Origin of the sequence: Methylophilus sp. 5, from assembly GCF_000515275.1 — a bacterium.
GTDB lineage: Bacteria > Pseudomonadota > Gammaproteobacteria > Burkholderiales > Methylophilaceae > Methylophilus.
On sequence record NZ_KI911560.1, the window covers coordinates 2,000,449 to 2,021,132 of the forward strand.

Sequence of the window (20,684 nt, forward strand, 5' to 3'; positions counted from 1 at the left end):
AATAAAGCATTATCACCAATATAAAACGACTTTGTTTATTTGAATAGTCGCTGTTTTAAAGATGTATTTCCAGCATTGGCACAATTTAATGCGGGTGACTGCTTGCCGCATGTTCGTGCAAATAGCCAGCAGCGCTGTGCGGTGTGCCACCGACCTTTTGCGGCAGTAACGAGCCGATTACCATGGCAACGGCACTGATCACCAGGCCTGCTAATTGTGCAGGTACCAGGCTTTCGTCGCCAATCAATACTTCTATCAGCACCCAGCTGCCAATGCCAAAAATAATTGCCGCAAGTGCGCCCTGGCTGGTGGCGCGCTTCCAGAATGCGCCAAACAGCAACGGTACAAACGCGCCTGCCAGCGTGACTTTGTAAGCGCTTTCTACCATGCCAAAAATAGAGCGTTCGGAGTTAAGCGCGTAAAACAGCACCATGGCGGCAAAACCCACCAGGCATAGTCGCATCACGCGTAAAAAAGCGTGGTCGTTCATGTGCGGCATAAAGCCTTTGACCACGTTTTCGGCAAAGGTAACAGAGGGCGCTAACAGCGTTGCAGACGAGCAGCTCATGATGGCTGATAGCACTGCGCCAAAAAAAATAGCTTGCGCAACGAGCGGTGTGTGCGTGAGCACCAGGGTAGGCAACACGCGCTGCGAATCGGTTGTGACCAGTGCACCAAAAGTCGCCGGGTCTATGAGGGTGGCGGCATAGGCAATAAACATGGGCACAAAGGTAAAACAAAAGTAAATGCTGGCCCCCAGCAAAGAGCCCCACAGAGCAATGTTTGCCGTTTTGGCCGAGGTGATGCGCTGAAAAACATCCTGCTGTGGAATCGAACCCAGCATCATGGTTAGCCAGCCGCCGAGAAAGGTCAGCCAGACGCTCCAGTTGGCTGATTGCGGAAAGAAATGCAGCTTGCCCGCCTGGCGTGCATGTTCAATCACCGGTGCCACACCACCGGTCTGGCCAGCCACAATATTAGCAATGTAAAGCAGGCCGCCAATGACCACGATCATCTGTACAAAGTCGAGAATAGCGACTGACAGCATGCCACCCAGTGTGGTGTAAGTGAGGACAATGGCGGTGCCGACGATCATGCCAGTGGGTTCTGAAATAGCGCCGTGGCTAATCAGGTTGAAAATCAGGCCGAGCGCCTTGATTTGCGCGGCCACCCAGCCCATGTATGAGATGACGATGGCGATGGTGGTGAGCACCTCTACCGAGCGGTTGTAGCGCATACGGTAAAAGTCACCCAGGGTGAGAATGTTGAGTTTATACAGGCGGGTTGAGAAGAAAATGCCGGCCAGTATCAAACACATGCTGGAGCCAAACGGGTCTGCTGCCACGCCGGTTAAGCCTTCGCGCACAAAGGTGGCTGAGACGCCAAACACTGCTTCGGCACCAAACCAGGTAGCAAACACCGTGGCCATGACCACTGGCAGCGGCAGGTGGCGGCCGGCGACGGCATAATCTTTGGTACTGTGTACGTTTCTGGCGGCAATCAGGCCGATGCCGATTGAAACCAGTAAATACGCCACGACAAACCAGATCAGCAAAGCTTGTTTCCCTTTGGGTTGATTGCAAAAGGCTGATTTTAAAACAAAACCGTGCTCAAACAGGATTTTGTGATGTGTTTGAAAGCTAAAAAGACCTGAAAATCAGGTCTTTTTACAATTCTGCACAATTACTCGGCCCGTTGCCATGTTTGCGAGCGCCCAAGCAGGGAAAAGCCAATAAAACCTCGCACGTCCAGCGTTTTACCACTCGCGCCCAGTGTCATTTTGCATTTGTAGGTTTTGCCATTTTCGGGGTCTAAAATCTCGCCACCCTCATACACATTGCTGTTGGCAGTTTGCTTTAAGTGTTTGGCGATGGTCATACCGATGATTTTTTGCCCTTTGCGTTCATCTGTGCATTTATCGCACACGGCGTCGCCGGTGTCAGTGGCCAGCAGGCCTTTTTCAACAATGGCGCTATATTCGCCTGCGTGTTCGACAATGCGCACCAGTGACCTAGGCTGGCCGGTTTTATCATCGGTGGTTTGCCAGACGCCACTCAGATCTGCCGCGTGCAGTGCATAAGGCAGCATAAAGAGCATGGTGGCCACTAGTGGTTTAACAGGGCGCATGGCTAATCTCCTTTAGTGGTTAAGCAGCAGGAACACACTCGCAAATTGTAATAACACTAGCACGATGATGGCCGCCGTGGCCCATTTTTGCCAATTGGCTTGCTGCTGTTGGGTTGTGAGCAGGGTATCAATACGATGTTGCTGTTTGCCAAGGTCGGTTTGGTTGCGCAGGTATTGCTCAAGCAGGCGTGGCATGTCTGCCGCATGCGTCAATATATAAGGTAATTCGCGCTTGGCCGATTTGAGCAGGCTACGCCAGCCGATCTGCTCGCTCATCCAGCGCTTGAGAAAAGGTTTTGCGCTGAGCCATAAGTCGATATTAGGGTCGAGTTCACGCCCCAGGCCTTCGATGTTGAGCAGGGTTTTTTGCAGCATGATCAGCTGGGGCTGGATGTTGACGCCAAAGCGGCGCGACATCTGGAACAGGCTGAGCAGGGTGCGGCCAAACGAGATGTCTTTCAGCGGTTTTTCAAAAATCGGCTCGCAAATAGCGCGCACGGCAGTTTCCAGTGCCTCAACATTGGTGTCAGCCGGCACCCAGCCAGACTCAATATGTGCCACTGCCACGTCGCGGTAGTCACGGTTAAAAAACGCCAGAAAATTACGTGCCAGGTAGTATTGGTCGGTAGCCGACAGGCTGCCCATGATGCCAAAATCCAGCGCAATAAATTTGCCTTTATCAGGTCCTTCTGTCGCTACTTGAATGTTGCCGGGGTGCATGTCGGCATGAAAAAAACCATCCCGAAACACTTGGGTAAAGAATATTTCCACGCCTTCGTGCGCCAGCTGCGTCAGGTTAATGCCAGAGGCTTTGAGGGCAGCGGTGTCTCTCACCGGCGTGCCATACATGCGCTGCATGGTCATCACGTGCTGGTGCGAGTAATCCCAGTAAACGCTGGGCACCAGTAAGCGGCGATCACTAAAGTTACGGCCTAGCTGCGCGCACTGTGCGGCCTCCAGTGTTAAGTCCAGCTCATGTTCGGTGTGGCGGGCAAACTCGTCGACCATTTCATCCGGCTTTAGGCGGCGCCCTTCGCTGGAGAGTTTTTTAACCCACCAGGCCAGCGTGCGCAGCAATGCAATGTCGCGGTGAATAATGGCGGCAATGCCGGGGCGTAGCACTTTAACCGCTACTTGTTCGCCGCTATGCAGTTTGGCAAAGTGCACCTGGGCAACCGAGGCGCTGGCAACCGGCGTTGTATTAAATTCTGCGTAGACAGTGCTTAAGGGGGCTGCAAAAGCTTCCTGAATAATAGATTCAACCTGTGCGTAGGCAAATGGCGGCACCTGGTCTTGCAGTTTGGTGAGTTCATCGGCAACGTCCGTTGGCAGTAAATCGCGGCGTGTTGACAGCATTTGGCCGAATTTGACGAAAATTGGCCCCAGGTTTTCTAAGGCCAGACGTAAGCGCACGGCGCGTTGTTCAGGCGCATGGCGCCAGAATAAAGCGATGCTTAACAAACGATGAATCCAGGTGGGTTGCTGGTCGCGTACAAAGAAAATATCAAGGCGATACCAGATCAGCACGCCGATAATATGAAAAAAACGTAACCAATGCATTGTTACTGGCTTTCTGGAGTGGCGGCGAGCAGTTTGTCAACGCGTTGCTGCAGCCTGTCGGTATCTTCGCGCAGTTGGTCAACGGACTGGTTGAATTGTTCAACGCGGTTTTTTTTAGCAATGATGGGTTGCTCTTCTTGCCAGTATTCCACCAGCATCTCGCCCAGGTTTTTGGCCTGGTTTTGCCAGCGCTGTAATTTCTCTTGCCCGATTTGCACCACCTGGTAAGCGGCAATGTCGCCGACGACTTTACTTAAGTCATCTTCAATGTCCCAGCGCATGGCGGATAATACCTTGCCGACGGCAATCCCAAGTGCGGCATCACCATCAATTTTAATCAGGCTGTGCGCCAGCGGATCTTGGCGTAGTAATCGCATGGCCAGGCTGGGTGGCAGGTGGATGGTCGCATCTGCCTCAGATGAATCACCCGCAACTGCCAGTTCGCCATTATTTAAAATGGTCAGCGTGGCCTGGGCGACTTTAAAGTCTACGCATAAGGTTTTGTGCGCATACGGTTGCAACAGCGGGGCGCTCCAGCTGTTTTGCTGCATCAGGTGCTGCAGCACGAATTGAATCAGAGGTTTAAACATGCGCTTAAAGTTTGATGCCTTTGTGCAAGGCAACGACGCCCGCAGTCAGGTTGTAATAATCCACTTTACCAAAACCGGCTTCATGCATCATCTGTTTCAGGGTTTCCTGATCCGGGTGCATGCGTATGCTTTCCGCTAAATACCGGTAGCTAGGCTCGTCGTTAGCAATCCATTTGCCAAACTTGGGCAGCAGTTTAAATGAATAGGCGTCGTAGAGTTTTTCTAGCGGTTGCCAGACTTTTGAAAACTCAAGCACCAGCAAGCGGCCGCCTGGTTTGAGCACGCGTTGCATTTCACGTAAGGCAACGTCTTTATGCGTCATGTTGCGTAGGCCAAAAGCAACAATCACACAGTTGAAAGTTTCGTCTGCAAACGGCAATACTTCGGCGTTGCATTGCGTGGCGGGAATGCTAAGCCCGGCGTCTATCATGCGGTCGCGGCCTACCCCCAGCATAGACGCATTAATGTCGGTCAAGATCACCGTGCCAGCATTGACCGCCGACTGCGTGCCTACTTTTTTGGCAAATAAACGTGACAGGTCACCGCTGCCGCCAGCAATATCCAGTACTTTGTCGCCCTGGCCTACGCCGCTCACATCCACCGCAAAGCGTTTCCACAAGCGGTGCATGCCTGCAGACATCACGTCGTTCATGATGTCGTATTTTTGTGCGACCGAATGAAACACCTCGCCAACTTTGCTCTGTTTGTCGCCTTCGGCCACGGTGTCAAAGCCAAAGTGGGTGGTTTTTTCCTGATCAGTGTTTTGCTGCATGTGTCGGTTCCTTGCGGGTATGGCCAGCCATGGATAGTTTACTGATGTAGTCTTGCCACAGGCTTTCATAATGTTGTGCCAGATAATACAAATAATCCCATGAATAGAGGCCAGTATTATGACCATCGTCAAAGATCAGTTTGATCGCATAGCGGCCAACCGGTTCAATGTCGGCAATATTCACATTTTCTTTGTCCAGTTGTAGTACCTCTTGCCCGGCGCCATGCCCGCGCACCTCAGCCGAGGGCGAGTAAACACGCAAAAACTCGCAAGACAGCATGCACTCGGTATGGTTGTCGAAGTGAACTTCAAGCAGGTGTGAGCCCTGATGCAGTTGTATCAGGGTCGGGGTCGGGCAATCGGGGTGTAGACCGCTCATAAGATTGAAGAAAGTGGTGAATTGAGTCGTTAACTTTAATTATGCGCATGATAGCAGATGCAGGTAGGCCGCGCATGGGTAGTGATTGTTGTATCTTAGGGTTGATAATTCATTTTATTTGTGAATTAATGGCTATACCTACATGATTTATTTGAACTTTTATTATTTCATGATAGATTACTAAAAAAACAAACCATCATGAATAGGTTACCTTACAACACTTAAGCAGGTCCTATGGAAAATAACAGACTGGCACAACAATTTGATTTGTACACGCGATGGCGTCAATCGATTGCTGATGTTTTGGGGGAGTATCGGCGCTGGTTGGCCGATAAACAGCTCAGCGATGTGCAAATAGAAGAGCGGATACAGCAGCAACTAAACCGTTTGCGTGAGGATAAATTAAACGTGGCGTTTGTCGCCGAGTTTTCGCGTGGTAAATCCGAGTTGATTAACGCGATTTTCTTTTCCGGCTACGGCCATCGGTTGCTGCCATCGGGCGCCGGACGCACCACCATGTGTCCGACCGAGTTGCGTTATGACACCGGCAAGCCGGTCAGTTTGTCTTTGCTGCCAATTGAAACCAGCACCCACCAGATTTCCATCAGTGACTATCGTCGTATGCCACAGGCTTGGTCAGCCGTTGAGTTTGATGCACACTCACGCGAAAGCATGGTTGAAGCGTTTAAAGAAGTCAGCCGTACCCGCCGTGTCACCCTAGAAGAAGCGCAATCTCTGGGTTTGTATAACCCTGACCAGCCAGATGATGCCATGTTGATCGGCATGGATGGCCTGCTTGAAATCCCGTGCTGGCGCTATGCCGTCATTAATTTCCCCCATCCTTTGCTCAAGCAAGGCTTGGTGATTCTGGATACCCCAGGCTTAAACGCAATTGGGGCCGAGCCAGAGTTAACCATGAGCATGTTGCCAAATGCGCATGCCGTGTTGTTTATTCTTGGCGCCGATACCGGCGTCACCAGGTCCGAGATGGAAGTCTGGCGTCGCTATATCAGCGGCGCACGCTGGAAGCAAAAAGGCCGTTTGGCGGTGCTAAACAAGATTGATGGTTTGTGGGATCCGCTAAAAACGGACGATGAAGTGGAAACCGAGCTTTATCGTCAGTTGCAAAATACCGCCGAGTTGCTTGGCTTGTCACGCGACCAGATTTTGCCCACCTCGGCACAAAAAGGCTTGCTGGCCAAAGTAAAAGGCGACCAGCAGTTATTACATAAAAGCCGTTTGCTGCAACTTGAAAAAAACCTGTCTGATGAATTGATCCCGGCCAAGCAGGAAATTGTACGCGAAAGCATACAGGGCGAAATTGAAGACATGATGCATCAAACGCGCACCACGCTGGAGACACGCTTGCAAAGTGTGCTCGACCAAGCTGACGAGTTGCGCTGTTTGCAAGGCAAAAATGAAGACGTGATTGCGCAGATGATGCGCAAGGTCAAACAAGATAAAGTGAATTTTGAGGTCGGCTTGCAGCGTTATCAGGCGCTGCGTAGCGTGTTTTCTGTGCAGTCAAATCAGGTATTTCACCATTTGGGTCTGCCAGCGCTTAAAAGCAAGGTGCGCGAAACACGCGATACCATGATGAAAGCCGCGTTTACCAAAACCATGCGTCAGGCAATGGATGACTTTTTTAGTGACCTGAAGCGTCGTATGATGGATGCCGATGTGCATGTGCATGAAATCAAAAAAATGATGGAAGCCATGTATGAAAAGTTCTCCAAAGAGCATGGCCTGGTGCAAAAAACACCGCCACCGTTTTCTACCTCACGCTATTTAAAAGCGCTTAATAAACTGGAAGCCATTTACCGTGACCAGTTTAATACCACCTTTAATATGATTGCCCACGAAAAACTCACGCTCACCAGCAAGTTTTTTGAAACCCTGGCCAGCCATGTGATTCTGGAGTATGAAGCGGCTAACCGCGATACCGAAAGCTGGCTCAAAGCCGTGATCGCGCCGATGGAAAGCCAGATGCGTGAGCATCACGTGCAACTCAAGCGCCGCGTGGAAAGCATCAAACGCATTTATCAGGCGACAGATACCCTGGAAGAGCGCATTGCGGATTTGGAGCAGGTGGAATTGTCGATTCGCCAACAACTGGCAGAGCTGGATCAGCTCAATAGCAAAGCCATGTTTGCGTTGGCACATGAAGAAGTGATCGTACGCGCGGCTTAAAATCACACTGGGTAAACAAGTGAAACAAAAACGGGTGCTTTAAGCACCCGTTTTTGTTATTTGCTGGCTAACGTTAGCTTATAAACTTAGCTGGCTTCCAACATTGTCGCTTTAATTTTTTGCATCGCCTTCTGTTCAATCTGGCGAATACGCTCTGCCGACACATTAAACTCCGCGGCCAGTTCATGCAGCGTGGATGCATTGCCCTCAGTCAACCAGCGCGCTTGCAGCACACGGCGGCTACGCGCATCCAGTTGTTGCAGTGCCATGCTCAAGCCCTCAGTTTGCAGGTGCTCGTTTTGCAAGTTCTCTAGCAAGGTTGAAGGCTCTGGGCCTTCATCTTCCAGAAACGCAATCGGGCTATACACTTCTTCACCGTCGTCATCGACTTGTGCATCCAGTGAAATCTCCTGACCGTTCAGGCGGTATTCCATCTCGGTCACTTCTTCTGGCTTCACATTCAGTTCAGTCGCGATACGTTGCACGTCATCCTGGCTCAGTGTTTCAAAGCCCTGTTTCATGCTGCGCAAGTTAAAGAATAATTTGCGTTGTGCTTTAGTGGTCGCGGTTTTCACCAAGCGCCAGTTGCGCACAATATACTCATGAATCTCGGCTTTAATCCAGTGCATGGCAAACGATACCAGGCGCACACCACGGTCAGGGTCAAAGCGTTTAACCGCTTTCATCAAACCAATATTGCCTTCCTGAATCAGGTCGGATTGTGGCAAACCATAACCGCTATAACCACGTGCAATGCTGGCCACCAGGCGCAAGTGCGACACAATCAGCGCACGCGCAGCTTCCAGATCACCACTTTGTTTCAACTCAGTTGCATGGCTGTATTCTTCTTCAGCCGTGAGCACTGGAAACTGCTTAATCGTACGCAGGTATTTATCCAGGCTATCAGCCGATGCAATGACAGGTAATGTTAACGCGTTGATAATAAACTCCTTATTGAAAGAAGATGTTTAAAATGATTTTAGCACTCAATGCTAGAGAGTGCTAGCCCATTTAAAAGTTCAACTCAATTGGGATGTTCTGTGACATTAAAGTTGGTAACCGCTACATTAAAGTTGGTAACCGATTTCATTTGAAGTTGGTAACTTCTAGGGCAATTATAGGCGTTTAACTAGTTAAGGATCTTGGATTTTGGATGGTAAAAAGAGGGATATTTGTTGATACTTTTGCGGAAATTTTGTATCAAGCCGATCATTGTTAGCTAAATAGACCTAATCCATGGGGAGAAAAGACTTCTACTATCTGCCTCATCTTCTCTGAGTATTCTCACCATTATCCGAGCTTGCTCGTAAAGAGTGAGTGCTTTGCGTTCGGATTCTAGTGATGAGTTCATGCAAATGAGCAGCAAGTCCCAGAATGCATCATAAGGGTAGTTTCTTAAAGCAAATTTTTGATTATTCCATTGGACTAGTGAAAACACTTTATCAACAAAAATCTTAAATAGGCGATCCGCTATTCCAAATTTATCTAAATGATTTCCAAGTATAACTAAAACTCGAAATATGCTGAGAGCGTATTCCCATGCAATTTCAGGTAGATTTTGCTCATGGTTGTATTTCATTATCAACGTTAATGCCGCAAGACAGTCAACGCTGGCCCTTCTTTCAAATTTCCCCAAAAATTGCCTGCTCGCATGTGTATTGGGGCGACCATGGATGTCGTATATTAATCGTTGAGTTTCAGGGTTTAATCGAGCTAATAGCTCTGAAAAGTTTGGAGTAATCGTATCTTGCTTCAAAACTACCCATAGAACATGTTTAAAGAAAGCAGCAGATCCAGGAACCCTAATATCGGCCATGGAAATAGTGGTTCTGCGCGGGGCATGTAGTCCCCTTTTGTATTCTGCCCATTTACTGCTGTGGGAAATCTCTTCTCCTCGGTCTTTTTTAATACTTTGAGGATCAATTAATCTTTGGACCCCCAAAGCTGAAGCTACATGTAGCTTCAAAGCAAGGTAGTGAAACCAATAAATAGTGCGAATCGAATCAACGTCAGAGGCCAATTTTTCTAACCTAAAAAAATTAATAAAGATTGTATCAATGATTTTTCATTAACTATATGTTTTAAATTGATATTTAATTTTAAATTGGAGTATCAAAGGAGCGAAATTAGCCTTAGTTTTCTGGCATGTATCTAGTTTAACTAATTGGTATCATGGTTTTTTATCGTTATAGAACGTGATTAGGCTCATGGCTAAATTTTCCAATGAAGAGAATCTTGCCTCAGTTCTTGAGAGGGATTTAATGAATCAATATGGCCCGATAATGGGTCGCGATAACCTTTGGATGGCCTTGGGGTACTCTTCAAATGACGCATTCAGGCAGGCGGTTTTTAAGGATTTGGTTCCTATTCCGGTCTTTGAAATTGAAAATCGCAGAGGGAAGTTTGCACTGGTAAAAGATGTAGCTAAATGGCTAGCAGAAAAACGAAATGAGGAGACTATTATGAAATAAAAAACCGCACAGTCCAGAAGGAGAGGCGGTTCTTTGGTACAACGTTCGCAAAACTAGTATCGAACATTTCCCCCTTCACGTCAAGATTTCCCCATAGGTTTTTCTAATGGGTTAGGGTTTTTATTGCCTGAAACTCTTATGACATCTTCTTCTGGCAGAACAAATAACTATTCATAAATTTTGTTTGAAAGGAACTCCTATGAGAAAAGGGAGAAAGTTCACGCCATCTTTAATTGAAAAATGGCTAAAAGAAGGTCGTGGCACTGGTGTGTTCAGTGGGTTTAAACCATTGCACCAAGTCACTCGGGGGGACCCAGGTAGTAGCGGCTTATCAAGGATAATGAACCTCTCTTCACGGCCACATCATTTATTGTCTGACAAAGAGTATGTTGCGTATCTGTTCGCTCGTATTGTTCCTGGTCTGGTGGATATCAGAGAGCAGTTTCATTTATCTCAAGAGGACTCCAGGCATGAGTTATCTGCATATAGCTTAGGTTATTGGAGTGGCCTATTTCCAGGCACACTCACTATTGCTAAAGAGTTTGGTATTAAGCACCCCCGAATTCAGAATAGAACGGATGCCCCTTGGCCAAACTCCACTGATTTGCTTCTGACCCTTAAACGTGATGGCTCGCTAAGTTTATTAGCTATAAGTGTCAAACCGGACTCCAAGCTAAGTGATCGTGTAAAAAAGTTGATTGAATTAGAGAAACGTTATTGGGAAGCAAGATCTGTAGATTTTCTTTTGATTACCCCTGAAACATACCTCGAGTCAGTGATGATCAATATGACGACTTATTCTCCTTGGGGGCATGATAGGAGTTCTAGTGCTGAACTCTTGTTGCGTATTAAAAGTTTTTCAAAAGATATCGATGGATTGCCGTTATCGCATGCTCTTAGAACCATAAAGGATCGGCTTAATGTCTCGAATCAAGAGGCGCAGAACCTTTTCTGGGAGTGTGTTTGGAAAGGCATTCTACCTGTAGACCTCAATCGTAAAGCCTCGCCTGGTACCCCTATAAACCTCATTATATTGAAGGATTTCTGGAAACAGAATCCAGTGGCGTCTAGGAGGTCAGCATGGCTATCTTAATGTTCAATCAGACGATCGAGATTGTTACCGGCGAAAATAAGGGTATGTGGAGAGTGGTACGTTCAGCTACAAGCAAACGGGATTTTAATGTGCTCGTTTACATACCAGAGTCCATTACTCAATGGAAAAAACAACGTGAGAGCCAACAACCGAAACTCAAATGGCTATGGTTGTCGCCTGATGAAGTTAAAGGTTCGATTCTTGGTGAAGAAATCAAATTCATAGCCCTGAACCCTCATCCAGAATTAAGAAAGTCGGGATCTGAGTTGTCTGGCCGGCATAAGGAAATTAGGGATAAGCGTGAAAAAATAACTCAAAGACTAATCAATCCAAGAGAGTTAAGTGCCACTCTTAGTAACAGGGGCACGATTTACGTTTTGATTAGAGAGGCATTTCATAGATGTAAGGTATCCAAAAAGCACGTATATGAGTTGTTTTATCGCTTGTGTTGGTATGGCTTCGAGTTGGGTTCATTAAACCCGCAATATTACAACAGTGGTGCACCAGGTGTTTCTAGACCCTGGAATGAATCAAGGCCTAAAGTGGGCGCCAAACCTTTGGAAGTTAAATTGGGAGTAGCAGCGAAGGATTCACAAATTGGAATAACTTCCGAAACCGAGAAAAAGTTACTACATTTTTTTAAAAGTAATAAAGACCCGTCTAAGGCATTTGAAGATCACTATGATAATTTCATCAAAGCTAAATACATCTCTCAGTATGTTCAGACTGATAATGGTAGGCACCCGATTGATCCTCCCAAAGGAAGCTTTCCCACCAAGAGGCAAGTTCGGTACGCATTAAAGAAAAATATACCAGCCATGGAAAGATTGGCTATGAAATTCTACAGAAAGGATTGGATACGCAATCGTAGAGGTCTTAAAGGACATAGCTGGGAAAAGATAGCCGGTCCTGGCCATCGATACATGATCGACGCCACCATTGGTGACATTTATCTACAAAGTCAAATCAATCCAAGTTGGAGTATTGGAAGGCCGATTATTTACTTTATCGTAGATACGTGGTCTACCGCCATTGTTGCTTTTCATGTGTGCCTAAGTGGGCCTTCTTGGGATACAGCGAAAGTTGCTCTTTTTAATATGCTCCATCCTAAATTAGCTGCAGAACTATGGGGCGTCAAGTTTGAACAGTGCCTCTTTCCTTTACCTCAGCTTCCATATGAATTAATGAGCGATCGAGGTGAGCATTTAAGTGGGCGTGCAGCTGAGTCAGCTAAAGAGCTCGGCTACAATCAGTTGCTCAATCCAGCATATGAACCCGATAAAAAAGGGCTCGTTGAAGTCGTTAACCGTATTGCTAAGAATAAGCAGTATGGGTTGATTCCAGGCGCTATTGATGCACGACGTAAAGAAGTAGAGGCTAGGACGAATCCAAAAGATGGCGTATTAACAATTCGTCATTATTACAAGTTTATTCATGACTGGGTGAATGACTACAACTTACATGCTGATAAATCTCATAGGCTTGACTCTGAGATGATTGCAAGCGGAATCAAACCTACCCCAGCTGAGCTATGGAAGTACGGATTTGATGAGATGATGGGGTATGGTAAAGAAACATCTTTCCCTAAAGCTGTAATGCATTTACTTCCAAGGGTCACTGCCGCTGTGAACAGGAAGGGAATCTATATTTGGGAACTTGAGTATAGATACCCTGAGGAAAATGACTGGACTACGATTGCACGGAATATCGGTGCGTTTGAAATTGATGTTCATTATTATCCTGGCGCAGCTGAGTTAGTCTTTTATTGCCCCCCTCAATCTTCAGACGTCGTTACTCTTACTCTTTCACCGCATGCTCGCACTGCGCCGCATATCATTCCTTTAGAGTGGCTTGATGCTTTGATTTACTCTAAGGCTTCAAGTGGGGATCTTAAGTATTTAGCGTTTATTGCCAGATTGCGGAGATCTGTACGAACTGATGATCTGGTAAAACAAGCAAGAGACGAGAAGAAGGCTGCAGAGCTATATCAATACCCAAGTCTTACTGCTACTGAAGCACGTTTTTTAGAAAAAGAACCTCATTTAAGCGTTGTTCAGGTGACGAATCTTGAAGAGAGCGACGTTATACGAAATGACGGGGAGAAAGATAGTTATGAAACTGCCTATGACGATCTGATGAATGAGGTTTTTAAAGGGGATCTCGAACTAGCAGGAGCTAATAATGACTAGCAACAGTTTATTAGAATATCTTGGCTATTCGGACAATCTATTGATCATGGCGTGCGGTGACATACTTTCAGACAAAGACCTAGCTAGTAAATTAAAATATATACCGCCTGTTTTTCCGTCAGGTTTTGACTTCACAAACAATGCGACTCTAGCAGCTCATTATGTAGAAAGTGTTAGGTCCATCCATATACCTTCTAGTGAAAGCCTTGCGATTGCTCAGGCGATTGATCTAATGTTAAGGCAGGGTTACGTAGGAAGAAACCCTTCCGCACCTACAACGTGGCAAGGTATCTATCAAAACAAAAGTATTGGTCCGCCCAGCCTTCCTGCACAAGCGGCATATGTGACTGGTCTTGCGGGTACTGGGAAGTCACGATCAGTGGAGCGATCAATGGAGCGTTATCATCAGGTCGTTGTACATCAGAGCTTCCCACATTTACGCACGCCATTAAGGCAACTGGTTTGGCTCAAAGTGGATGTTCCACCGAATGGCTCCGCCAGAGAGTTGGCTTTTGCATTGATGAGAGCAACAGACCAAGCCCTAGACACAGATTTGTACCGAGATCACGCTACATCTCGTAAGAGTGGTCTCGAGCTCCTTAATACTTGGTGGGATAAGGCGAGAGTCCATTTTCTAGGCATGCTTGTGCTAGATGAAGCATCTAACCTATTTAAAATTGAAACTTTAAAGCAGAGGATGAAGAGGAAGGCTTCGGATGGTCGGCTGCATTTGAGAGTGGCAGATGATGAAACACTTAAGTTCATCATCAATCTAAATAATACTGCGAAGTTGCCATTAGTTATGATTGGTACTCCTGATGGTATGGAAGCATTTTGTGCGAGGTTGAGTACTGTTGAAAGATTAACTACCGGTGGGATATACGAGGTCAAGCGTTCAACAAATGATGAGGGATCATTTTATCGGAAGTATATGTTTCCGGCTCTCGACCAATTCCGATTAGGCAATCAACCTGTAGGCGGTACAGGAGCTATTCGTGATCGACTGTTTGAGTTGAGCGCTGGTATTCCTAGAATATATGTGAGTTTGTGGTGTCTGGCAGCCCGCGCGATGGTGAGTCGTAAGGGAAAAGGTCTTGAGGTTTCTGATCTTGAATACGTGATGCAACGTTACATGTCACCACTTAAGGCAGCGATAAGTGCATTGCTCAGTGATGATCCACGTCAACTTGCTCAATATGAAGATCTTCTACCACCGCCTGAATTTTGGACTAACTTGTTTTTAAATCAAACTAGGTAATTTCTGATCGTTATGAAGGTCTTTTAGAAAGATGGATGCCTTGCTGGCAGATTTAATTTTGCCAGTGAGGCGTAGTTTTAATGCTTTTCGTTGTTGTACTAGGGTTGCATCTAATTGTTCAATGGCCATAAAAAATCTGGGCCCTGCATGACGAATAGCATGATTGAAGAGATTCACCTGAATATCGTTTCGCGTCAGGACATCCGTGAGGTGTGCTCCGTTGTGGAAATCTTTTAAGGCTTTCAATGTTCCCATAGACAAGCTAGTCAAAGGCGGCAATCCATATTTGATCAGATTGACACGCACAGTGTCATAGTGCCCTTCGATTTCTTTACTAATCGCTAAGCAGTTCCCCTTATGTCTGACATATGTATTGTATAAATCATTACTGTTCCAATATTGCTCATTTCTTCTGAGTATTTTTCGAGCAGGAGGAATTCTTTGCTTAGTTAGGATGCAATTCAACGCATCATCTGCATTTTCAAATAGTAAAGCCGCTGCAAGCACATAGGTGGGTGGATGGTGGTGCTGTAGTCTGAATACACAGGCACCATCGATGGCAGGGATAAACTCGCCTGGTATTTTGTCCTTTAGTTTCGGAAAAAACGCATGTAACCACTCATGAGGAATCTTCTCATTAGCGTAATCGCTAAGTGGAACACCTTTTCCTTTAATATTAAAACGCACTCCAATAGTCGCTGCTTGTTTATGAAGTCCCCAACTCACTTGGTCGCCCTGTGTGGGTTGTTTCACTGACAAAAGAGCATCGCTGATGTGTATGAATCTTTCGATAATAGGATGCTTGGGTTTATTTGGTTGGTCAGCCGAAAGCTGAGTCTCGCTTTTGATTACGTCTACAATCTGATCATTTGAGACTTCGTGCAATGTAGCGTTATGTTTCTGGCACCACAAGGCACCAAATAGTTGATGCGATCTCCGAACATACTGATACCCAATATAGCCTATGTCTTCTTGCTGACATTGAGAGCAGAATTTAACGTGTTCTGAGTAACTTTGAAAACCCATCTTTTTCTTGTGATTTGGCTGAATAAAGTTTCCATGTGGAATGTATTCGCCAGTGCTAACAATACTTCTGAAGGCAGGTATAAGTGTATATTCCTGCACAAGGGTTTCTGTTGTTATGTCTAGCAACTTGGCAATCAAATCCAGTTTATCTCTATCTATAGAGATGCCCAGTTTGCCAAACATATCTTTTGCATCCTTATAGCCGTTCAGGATGGCAAGTCTCTCTATATATCCATTCAGCCACTCATCAGGTTGTATGTGTGGAATATTTTCTATAGCCATATGATTAATACCTAAGCGCTCGAAGCGTACGGATGATATTTGCCAAAGCTACTGAATGTGCGGATGAACCATCCCATGTCACCGAGAGAGCCTCCATTAGTTCTTTGTTGGACTTCACAATATCAATCGGTACTGCGTTGGGTCTAATGTTCAGAAATGCAGATATTTTTTCTAGTGCCTTCGAGTGCCTTTTTACCTTTCCATCAAAAATACGGCTTATCTGCGACTGGTTGATACCTGTTGCCGTGGCAATTTCTGTCTGAGAAATATTCAGCAAGTTAGCTTGCTCCGCTAGTTGCAGCGCTAGAAGTTGCGGGGTTGATTTTGGCATGCATAATATTATGCATAAATGCATAATTTATACAATGGAAATTTAATACAGATTAAGATAGTGAAACTTTTGAGATGAGCTAGTTCTATGCATATTCCATCACTGATTAAGGATGAAACACTTTATGGCGTACTGGCCAGGGGGATGCATATCAATGGTTATGCACACCACCTCTTAGGAATTGAAAAGCTGAGTGGTCAGAGGGTAACTTCTCTAGCAAATTTAAAAGCTGAAGTATTGTTAAATTCTGATTATGTAATTGGATTAGGTTGTGAACAAAACCTTGGTGTATCTGTATTGGAGCAACATCTGGGAGGAGAGCAGCATTTGAATCACGATTTGGTTTCTTATGCATCTGGGCAGCTTGTAAATGGTGCTTGGAAGACATGTCAACTGTGTTTAAAAGAAGATACTGAGCGATTTGGTACAGGTACTTGGCGTTTGTTGCATCAACTACCAACTACGTTAATTTGCCCACTTCATGATGAGCAGCTCAGTCGCCACGAGCTCAAGCGGAAAATGCTTCATCATCGCTTTTATCTTCCGATGCAGACTAATAGCACGCCTGTGAGCATAAATAACGCTATCAGAGGCCACTTGAAGAATTTGGCGCAGTTAGGCCATGAGGCTATCGCTGACAAGAGCAAACCATACCCATCATCAGTGATCAAGCAAGTTTGCAAAAGGGTGATGCTGGATCGAGGTTTTTTAAAAGGGAATGCTTTATCAAAACGAGTTCACGAGGATTTTTCTGAATTTTTCGGATCGGCGAGGCTAAGTGATGTCATGGATATTAATTTAGGCAGATTGCTGAATGGAGTTTTAGGTGTTGATGAAGTACCAGTGATTCAACGGATGCTCCTTATATACTGGTGGTTTGGTAGTTGGGAGTTATTTAAACTGTCATGCCTTTGGCAAAGCATATTCGCAGATTCAACTGAAACTTTGAGTCAAAGTGATGCTAATCATGATTTGCGTCAATACTACAGGGACCATTGTTTAGGTTATATATCATCAAAGCCAGGGGCGAGCAGGCAGGAACTTTTGAGGATAGACTATAAAGCCTTCAGATGGCTGAAAAATAATGATAGTGCGTGGCTAAATAAGCACTTACCAATGACGCGCTACTCCCAGCTTTGTCTTTTCTAACAGTCAATCCTGTAGCTTTTTGCTTAAGACCTCTATAGTTTTTTGTTTCTCATGTTTTTTTGATGTTCGTCTGTGTTCTGAGGCATAGAACGGTTTTGAGTGGAGCGACGCTTGTTCATCATCGCTCTGGCTTGAGCAGCACCGTTCGCATCAACAATCCCTGAAGGGATTCCATCCAAATTAATGCGTTGTGCCCCCTCAATCGATGCTGACCAATATCGTTGCCCACGACACCATGTTTGGATTGCTTTGTGCAGGTCTTCTTTTGAAATGCTAATTTCTTCTGATCTCTCAGTGAGGTCATTAAGAATGCCGATCTTCAATGGCACTTTGGGCGCGGGACTTTTAGGGAAGGTGTTTGGAAATAGTTTCTGTAGTCGACCAATGACTAACACTGCAGGATCCACTGCTTGATTTTTATCTACTTTCTTTTCTTTAGCCGCCTTGGCATCTGCTGCTAGTTGTTGCTTTAATACGGCAAGTTTTTCTAATCCCATTCGTTCTGATCTTTCATGAGTGAATATTTATCGCCATATGATAATGTAATCTTATGGTGATGTTTGTTAAATATTATATTTTTATTTGATGCTTTTTGATTTAATATGATTGGAAAATAACACTAATATTCAGGGTGGAGAGATGAAATTAAGCAACCAGAATTTTGTCTGGGCGATTGGTGGCTTGTGCGCATTGCACAAGATTCCATTTGATGCGCAATTGCTTATTCGCAGCTTTGTCCCACCTTACGATTTAACCTCCCTACAAGCCGCATTACAGTCTTACGGATTTCAAATTGGTCTTGAGTCGTTAGATCTTCATGATATTCATCCAGCAGTCTTTCCCGTTTTAGTTATCTTAAAAATTTCGCCAGAGGTTGAGCCCTCGCTCGATTCAAATGCGGAGGTTGCTGAGAAAGAGCAGTTATCAAACTTAGCCATTGTGCTTAAGTGCGACAAAGAACGTGTGTTGTGGATCAAGCCAGGAATTGAGCAACCAGAAACCATCAGTTACCCGGAGTTTTCAGCGCAAGTAACGGGCCAAGTATTACTGGCCTCCAAAAGAAACGACGCTAATCAAACTGCAGCAGAATTAGAGGCACAAGCTAATCCGCAATCGCCAGCCGTAAAATCAGCAGCTGCTCAACGCCCGTTTGGCTTCAAATGGTTTATCCCCGAGTTACTCAAACATAAAACCGTCTGGCGTGAGATTCTGCTAGCTTCATTAGCCATTCAAATCGTGGCTCTAGCTACTCCATTAGGTACCCAAGTCATTATTGATAAAGTAGTTGTCCACCATACGACAAGCACCTTAATCGTGGTGGCTATTGCCTTAGGTATTTTCATGGTATTTAACGCCATCATGAGTTGGGTGCGGCAATATCTCGTATTGCATACCGGTAACCGTATTGATGCAGTGCTCGCCCATAAAGTATTTGGTCATCTGCTGCACTTGCCTATGCGCTATTTTGAGCACCGGCCAACCGGTACATTGGTTGCTCGCTTGCATGGCGTGGAGACGATTAGAGAGTTCTTAGCAGGCTCCCTCATTACCTTGTTACTCGACTTCCCATTTCTAATCATCTTTCTGGCAATTATGTTCTGGTATAGCTGGCAACTCACACTCATCAGCCTAGCGAGTTTGGCACTGATTACCATCGTCAGCCTGGCCGTTACACCATTGCTGCGTAAACGCCTCAACGAGCAATTCTTGCTCGGTGCCAGAAATCAGGCATTCCTCACTGAATATATTTCTGGCATGGAAACCGTCAAATCCCTGCAACTAGAGCCGCAGCTTGAACATAAATATGGCGACTACCTGGCCACTTATCTCAACAGCACCTTCACGGCCAAACAACTCTCCAACAGCTACAACATCACCGCCAATACTTTAGATCAACTACAAACCCTTGCCATATTGTGCGTGGGGGCGTGGATCGTGATGCACAACCCAAAATTTACTATCGGTATGTTGGTTGCCTTCCAAATGTTTAGTGGCAGGCTCTCTGGCCCCGTACTCAGGTTGGTCGGCATGTATCAAGAGTTTCAGCAGGCAGATATTGCAGTAAAGCGCCTTGGAGATTTGATGGATGCGCCCACCGAGCCTTATTCACTGATTCCAGCCAGAGCGAATAGCATCAAAGGCCAGTTGGACTTTGAGAGCATCAGCTTTAGATATTCCGAGAACCACCCCTGGTTATATCAACAACTTAATATCAATATTAAACCCAACAAATGTACCGTCATTATGGGGCCTAGTGGCTGCGGTAAAAGCACTTTGGCCAAACTGATGCTGGGATTTCTACAGCCACAAGAAGGCAGCATCAAGCTTGATGGTAAAGACATCCGCTACATGAGCGCTAACGAGTTGCGGAATGTCTTTGGTGTAGTCCCACAAGAGACCACACTGTTCTCAGGCACTCTTTACGAAAATCTCACACTCGCAAACCCTCACGCTAGCTTTGAGCAAATCATCATGGCGTGTCAGTTAGCGGGTATACACGAAACGATTGAGCAACTTCCACAAGGTTACCAAACCCCATTAGGTGAACATGGTACTGGGTTAAGTGGTGGCCAAAAGCAACGCATTGCAATTGCCAGAGCACTACTCAGACAGCCCAACATTCTGATCTTTGATGAGGCTGTTTCTAATCTTGATCCACATACAGCGGAACAGTTTGCACAGACGATTAATAAGTTGAAAGGCAAAGTCACAATCATATTCATTACTCATCAATTCCCTAGTAGTCTGCTGATTGATGAAGTTATCAAACTTGGAACTCCTCAAAATCTATCCTCAACTGAGGGTGTGTTAAAAGGATAGTGTTAATGTATTTTGCCAAACAGTCATTACTTATCAAAGCCACTCTAATCATCATGGCTATTTTATTGATTGCTTTTTATTGTCTGGATCGAAGTCTATATGCCAGTCCCGAAGGGTATTGCGAAGAACAAAAGCGATTTTTAACAGATGAAGAGTTTGTTCTCAAGGCCATACAGTCAACATGGAATTATCCTGAAAAATGGAGACCGCATATCGATGGCTCTCCTTCCTCAGAGCTCAACTTCCTCAGAAGTCATCCCTATTGTTGCAAAATTGAAAGGCGCCAAGCTCGTGAAGCATGGGGACAAAAGTGGCAAGCAATAGTTGTTTTGACATATGAAACTAAGGAAAAAGATTATTCGCGTGATGATCCTAATCGATATGTTGAAATTGTAGAGATGAATGAATGTGGGTATGTTCGGAATTAACGGACCTAATTTTTATAAT

Annotated in this window: 19 protein-coding genes; 8 read left to right on the top strand and 11 right to left on the bottom strand. The window is 45.6% G+C overall.

Annotation, left to right across the window (positions count from 1 at the left end; translation table 11 throughout):
- Nucleotides 1-85 precede the first annotated feature (85 nt).
- The 6 genes from METH5_RS0109630 to METH5_RS0109655 all read right to left on the bottom strand — a co-directional run bounded on the left by METH5_RS0109630 (nt 86) and on the right by METH5_RS0109655 (nt 5,428).
- The gene (locus METH5_RS0109630; RefSeq protein ID WP_029148302.1) at nt 86-1,555 is read right to left on the bottom strand and encodes a sodium:solute symporter family protein; all 1,470 of its coding nucleotides are present in this window, start codon (nt 1,553-1,555) and stop codon (nt 86-88) included.
- Nucleotides 1,556-1,683: 128 nt separating this feature from the next.
- The gene (locus tag METH5_RS0109635) at nt 1,684-2,127 is read right to left on the bottom strand and encodes a DUF2147 domain-containing protein (RefSeq protein ID WP_029148303.1); all 444 of its coding nucleotides are present in this window, start codon (nt 2,125-2,127) and stop codon (nt 1,684-1,686) included.
- A gap of 12 nt (nt 2,128-2,139) precedes the next feature.
- Complete coding sequence (gene ubiB, locus METH5_RS0109640) at nt 2,140-3,687, bottom strand: ubiquinone biosynthesis regulatory protein kinase UbiB (protein ID WP_029148304.1); 1,548 nt, start codon at nt 3,685-3,687, stop codon at nt 2,140-2,142.
- Nucleotides 3,688-3,689: 2 nt separating this feature from the next.
- Entirely contained in the window at nt 3,690-4,277 is a 588-nt protein-coding gene (locus METH5_RS0109645) for an SCP2 domain-containing protein (protein WP_029148305.1), read from the bottom strand.
- A gap of 4 nt (nt 4,278-4,281) precedes the next feature.
- The gene (gene ubiE, locus METH5_RS0109650) at nt 4,282-5,049 is read right to left on the bottom strand and encodes a bifunctional demethylmenaquinone methyltransferase/2-methoxy-6-polyprenyl-1,4-benzoquinol methylase UbiE (protein ID WP_029148306.1); all 768 of its coding nucleotides are present in this window, start codon (nt 5,047-5,049) and stop codon (nt 4,282-4,284) included.
- Nucleotides 5,033-5,428 (bottom strand): gamma-butyrobetaine hydroxylase-like domain-containing protein, encoded by a 396-nt coding sequence (locus METH5_RS0109655; protein WP_029148307.1) that lies wholly within the window; start codon nt 5,426-5,428, stop codon nt 5,033-5,035. Before METH5_RS0109655 ends, ubiE begins: the two co-directional genes overlap by 17 nt.
- Before the next feature lie 234 nt (nt 5,429-5,662).
- Here METH5_RS0109655 and METH5_RS0109660 point away from each other — a divergent pair, with 234 nt between their 5' ends.
- The gene (locus METH5_RS0109660) at nt 5,663-7,618 is read left to right on the top strand and encodes a dynamin family protein (protein WP_029148308.1); all 1,956 of its coding nucleotides are present in this window, start codon (nt 5,663-5,665) and stop codon (nt 7,616-7,618) included.
- 86 nt (nt 7,619-7,704) lie between these two features.
- Here the strand turns inward: METH5_RS0109660 and rpoH are convergent, their stop codons facing one another.
- Nucleotides 7,705-8,562 carry an RNA polymerase sigma factor RpoH gene (rpoH, locus tag METH5_RS0109665; RefSeq protein WP_029148309.1) on the bottom strand — a complete coding sequence of 286 codons (858 nt, stop codon included), beginning with the start codon at nt 8,560-8,562 and terminating at the stop codon, nt 7,705-7,707.
- Nucleotides 8,563-8,837: 275 nt separating this feature from the next.
- Nucleotides 8,838-9,638, bottom strand: a complete 801-nt coding sequence (locus tag METH5_RS0109670; protein ID WP_029148310.1) for a hypothetical protein — start codon at nt 9,636-9,638, stop codon at nt 8,838-8,840.
- 187 nt (nt 9,639-9,825) lie between these two features.
- Between METH5_RS0109670 and METH5_RS0109675 the strand changes: the two genes are divergently transcribed.
- The 4 genes from METH5_RS0109675 to METH5_RS0109690 all read left to right on the top strand — a co-directional run bounded on the left by METH5_RS0109675 (nt 9,826) and on the right by METH5_RS0109690 (nt 14,629).
- Nucleotides 9,826-10,089, top strand: a complete 264-nt coding sequence (locus tag METH5_RS0109675; RefSeq protein WP_029148311.1) for a hypothetical protein — start codon at nt 9,826-9,828, stop codon at nt 10,087-10,089.
- A gap of 199 nt (nt 10,090-10,288) precedes the next feature.
- The gene (locus METH5_RS0109680) at nt 10,289-11,182 is read left to right on the top strand and encodes a TnsA endonuclease N-terminal domain-containing protein (protein ID WP_029148312.1); all 894 of its coding nucleotides are present in this window, start codon (nt 10,289-10,291) and stop codon (nt 11,180-11,182) included.
- Nucleotides 11,170-13,371 carry a DDE-type integrase/transposase/recombinase gene (locus METH5_RS0109685; protein WP_029148313.1) on the top strand — a complete coding sequence of 734 codons (2,202 nt, stop codon included), beginning with the start codon at nt 11,170-11,172 and terminating at the stop codon, nt 13,369-13,371. The genes METH5_RS0109680 and METH5_RS0109685 overlap by 13 nt, the downstream gene beginning before the upstream one ends.
- Nucleotides 13,364-14,629, top strand: a complete 1,266-nt coding sequence (locus tag METH5_RS0109690) for an ATP-binding protein (RefSeq protein ID WP_029148314.1) — start codon at nt 13,364-13,366, stop codon at nt 14,627-14,629. Before METH5_RS0109685 ends, METH5_RS0109690 begins: the two co-directional genes overlap by 8 nt.
- On the opposite strand, the gene METH5_RS0109695 is transcribed toward METH5_RS0109690, so the two are convergent.
- Both METH5_RS0109695 and METH5_RS0109700 read right to left on the bottom strand, forming a co-directional pair.
- Entirely contained in the window at nt 14,612-15,937 is a 1,326-nt protein-coding gene (locus METH5_RS0109695; protein WP_029148315.1) for a TniQ family protein, read from the bottom strand. The two genes, METH5_RS0109690 and METH5_RS0109695, sit on opposite strands and share 18 nt — an antisense overlap.
- Before the next feature lie 4 nt (nt 15,938-15,941).
- Complete coding sequence (locus METH5_RS0109700; protein ID WP_051412924.1) at nt 15,942-16,268, bottom strand: helix-turn-helix transcriptional regulator; 327 nt, start codon at nt 16,266-16,268, stop codon at nt 15,942-15,944.
- Between the two features lie 87 nt (nt 16,269-16,355).
- On the opposite strand from METH5_RS0109700, the gene METH5_RS0109705 reads away from it, so the two are divergent.
- Complete coding sequence (locus tag METH5_RS0109705; RefSeq protein WP_029148317.1) at nt 16,356-17,417, top strand: TniQ family protein; 1,062 nt, start codon at nt 16,356-16,358, stop codon at nt 17,415-17,417.
- A gap of 32 nt (nt 17,418-17,449) precedes the next feature.
- Here the strand turns inward: METH5_RS0109705 and METH5_RS0109710 are convergent, their stop codons facing one another.
- Nucleotides 17,450-17,914 (bottom strand): ProQ/FinO family protein, encoded by a 465-nt coding sequence (locus METH5_RS0109710; RefSeq protein ID WP_029148318.1) that lies wholly within the window; start codon nt 17,912-17,914, stop codon nt 17,450-17,452.
- Nucleotides 17,915-18,056: 142 nt separating this feature from the next.
- On the opposite strand from METH5_RS0109710, the gene METH5_RS14950 reads away from it, so the two are divergent.
- Nucleotides 18,057-20,237, top strand: a complete 2,181-nt coding sequence (locus tag METH5_RS14950) for a peptidase domain-containing ABC transporter (protein ID WP_036307787.1) — start codon at nt 18,057-18,059, stop codon at nt 20,235-20,237.
- A gap of 5 nt (nt 20,238-20,242) precedes the next feature.
- Entirely contained in the window at nt 20,243-20,665 is a 423-nt protein-coding gene (locus METH5_RS0109720) for a hypothetical protein (protein ID WP_029148319.1), read from the top strand.
- Nucleotides 20,666-20,684: the final 19 nt, after the last annotated feature.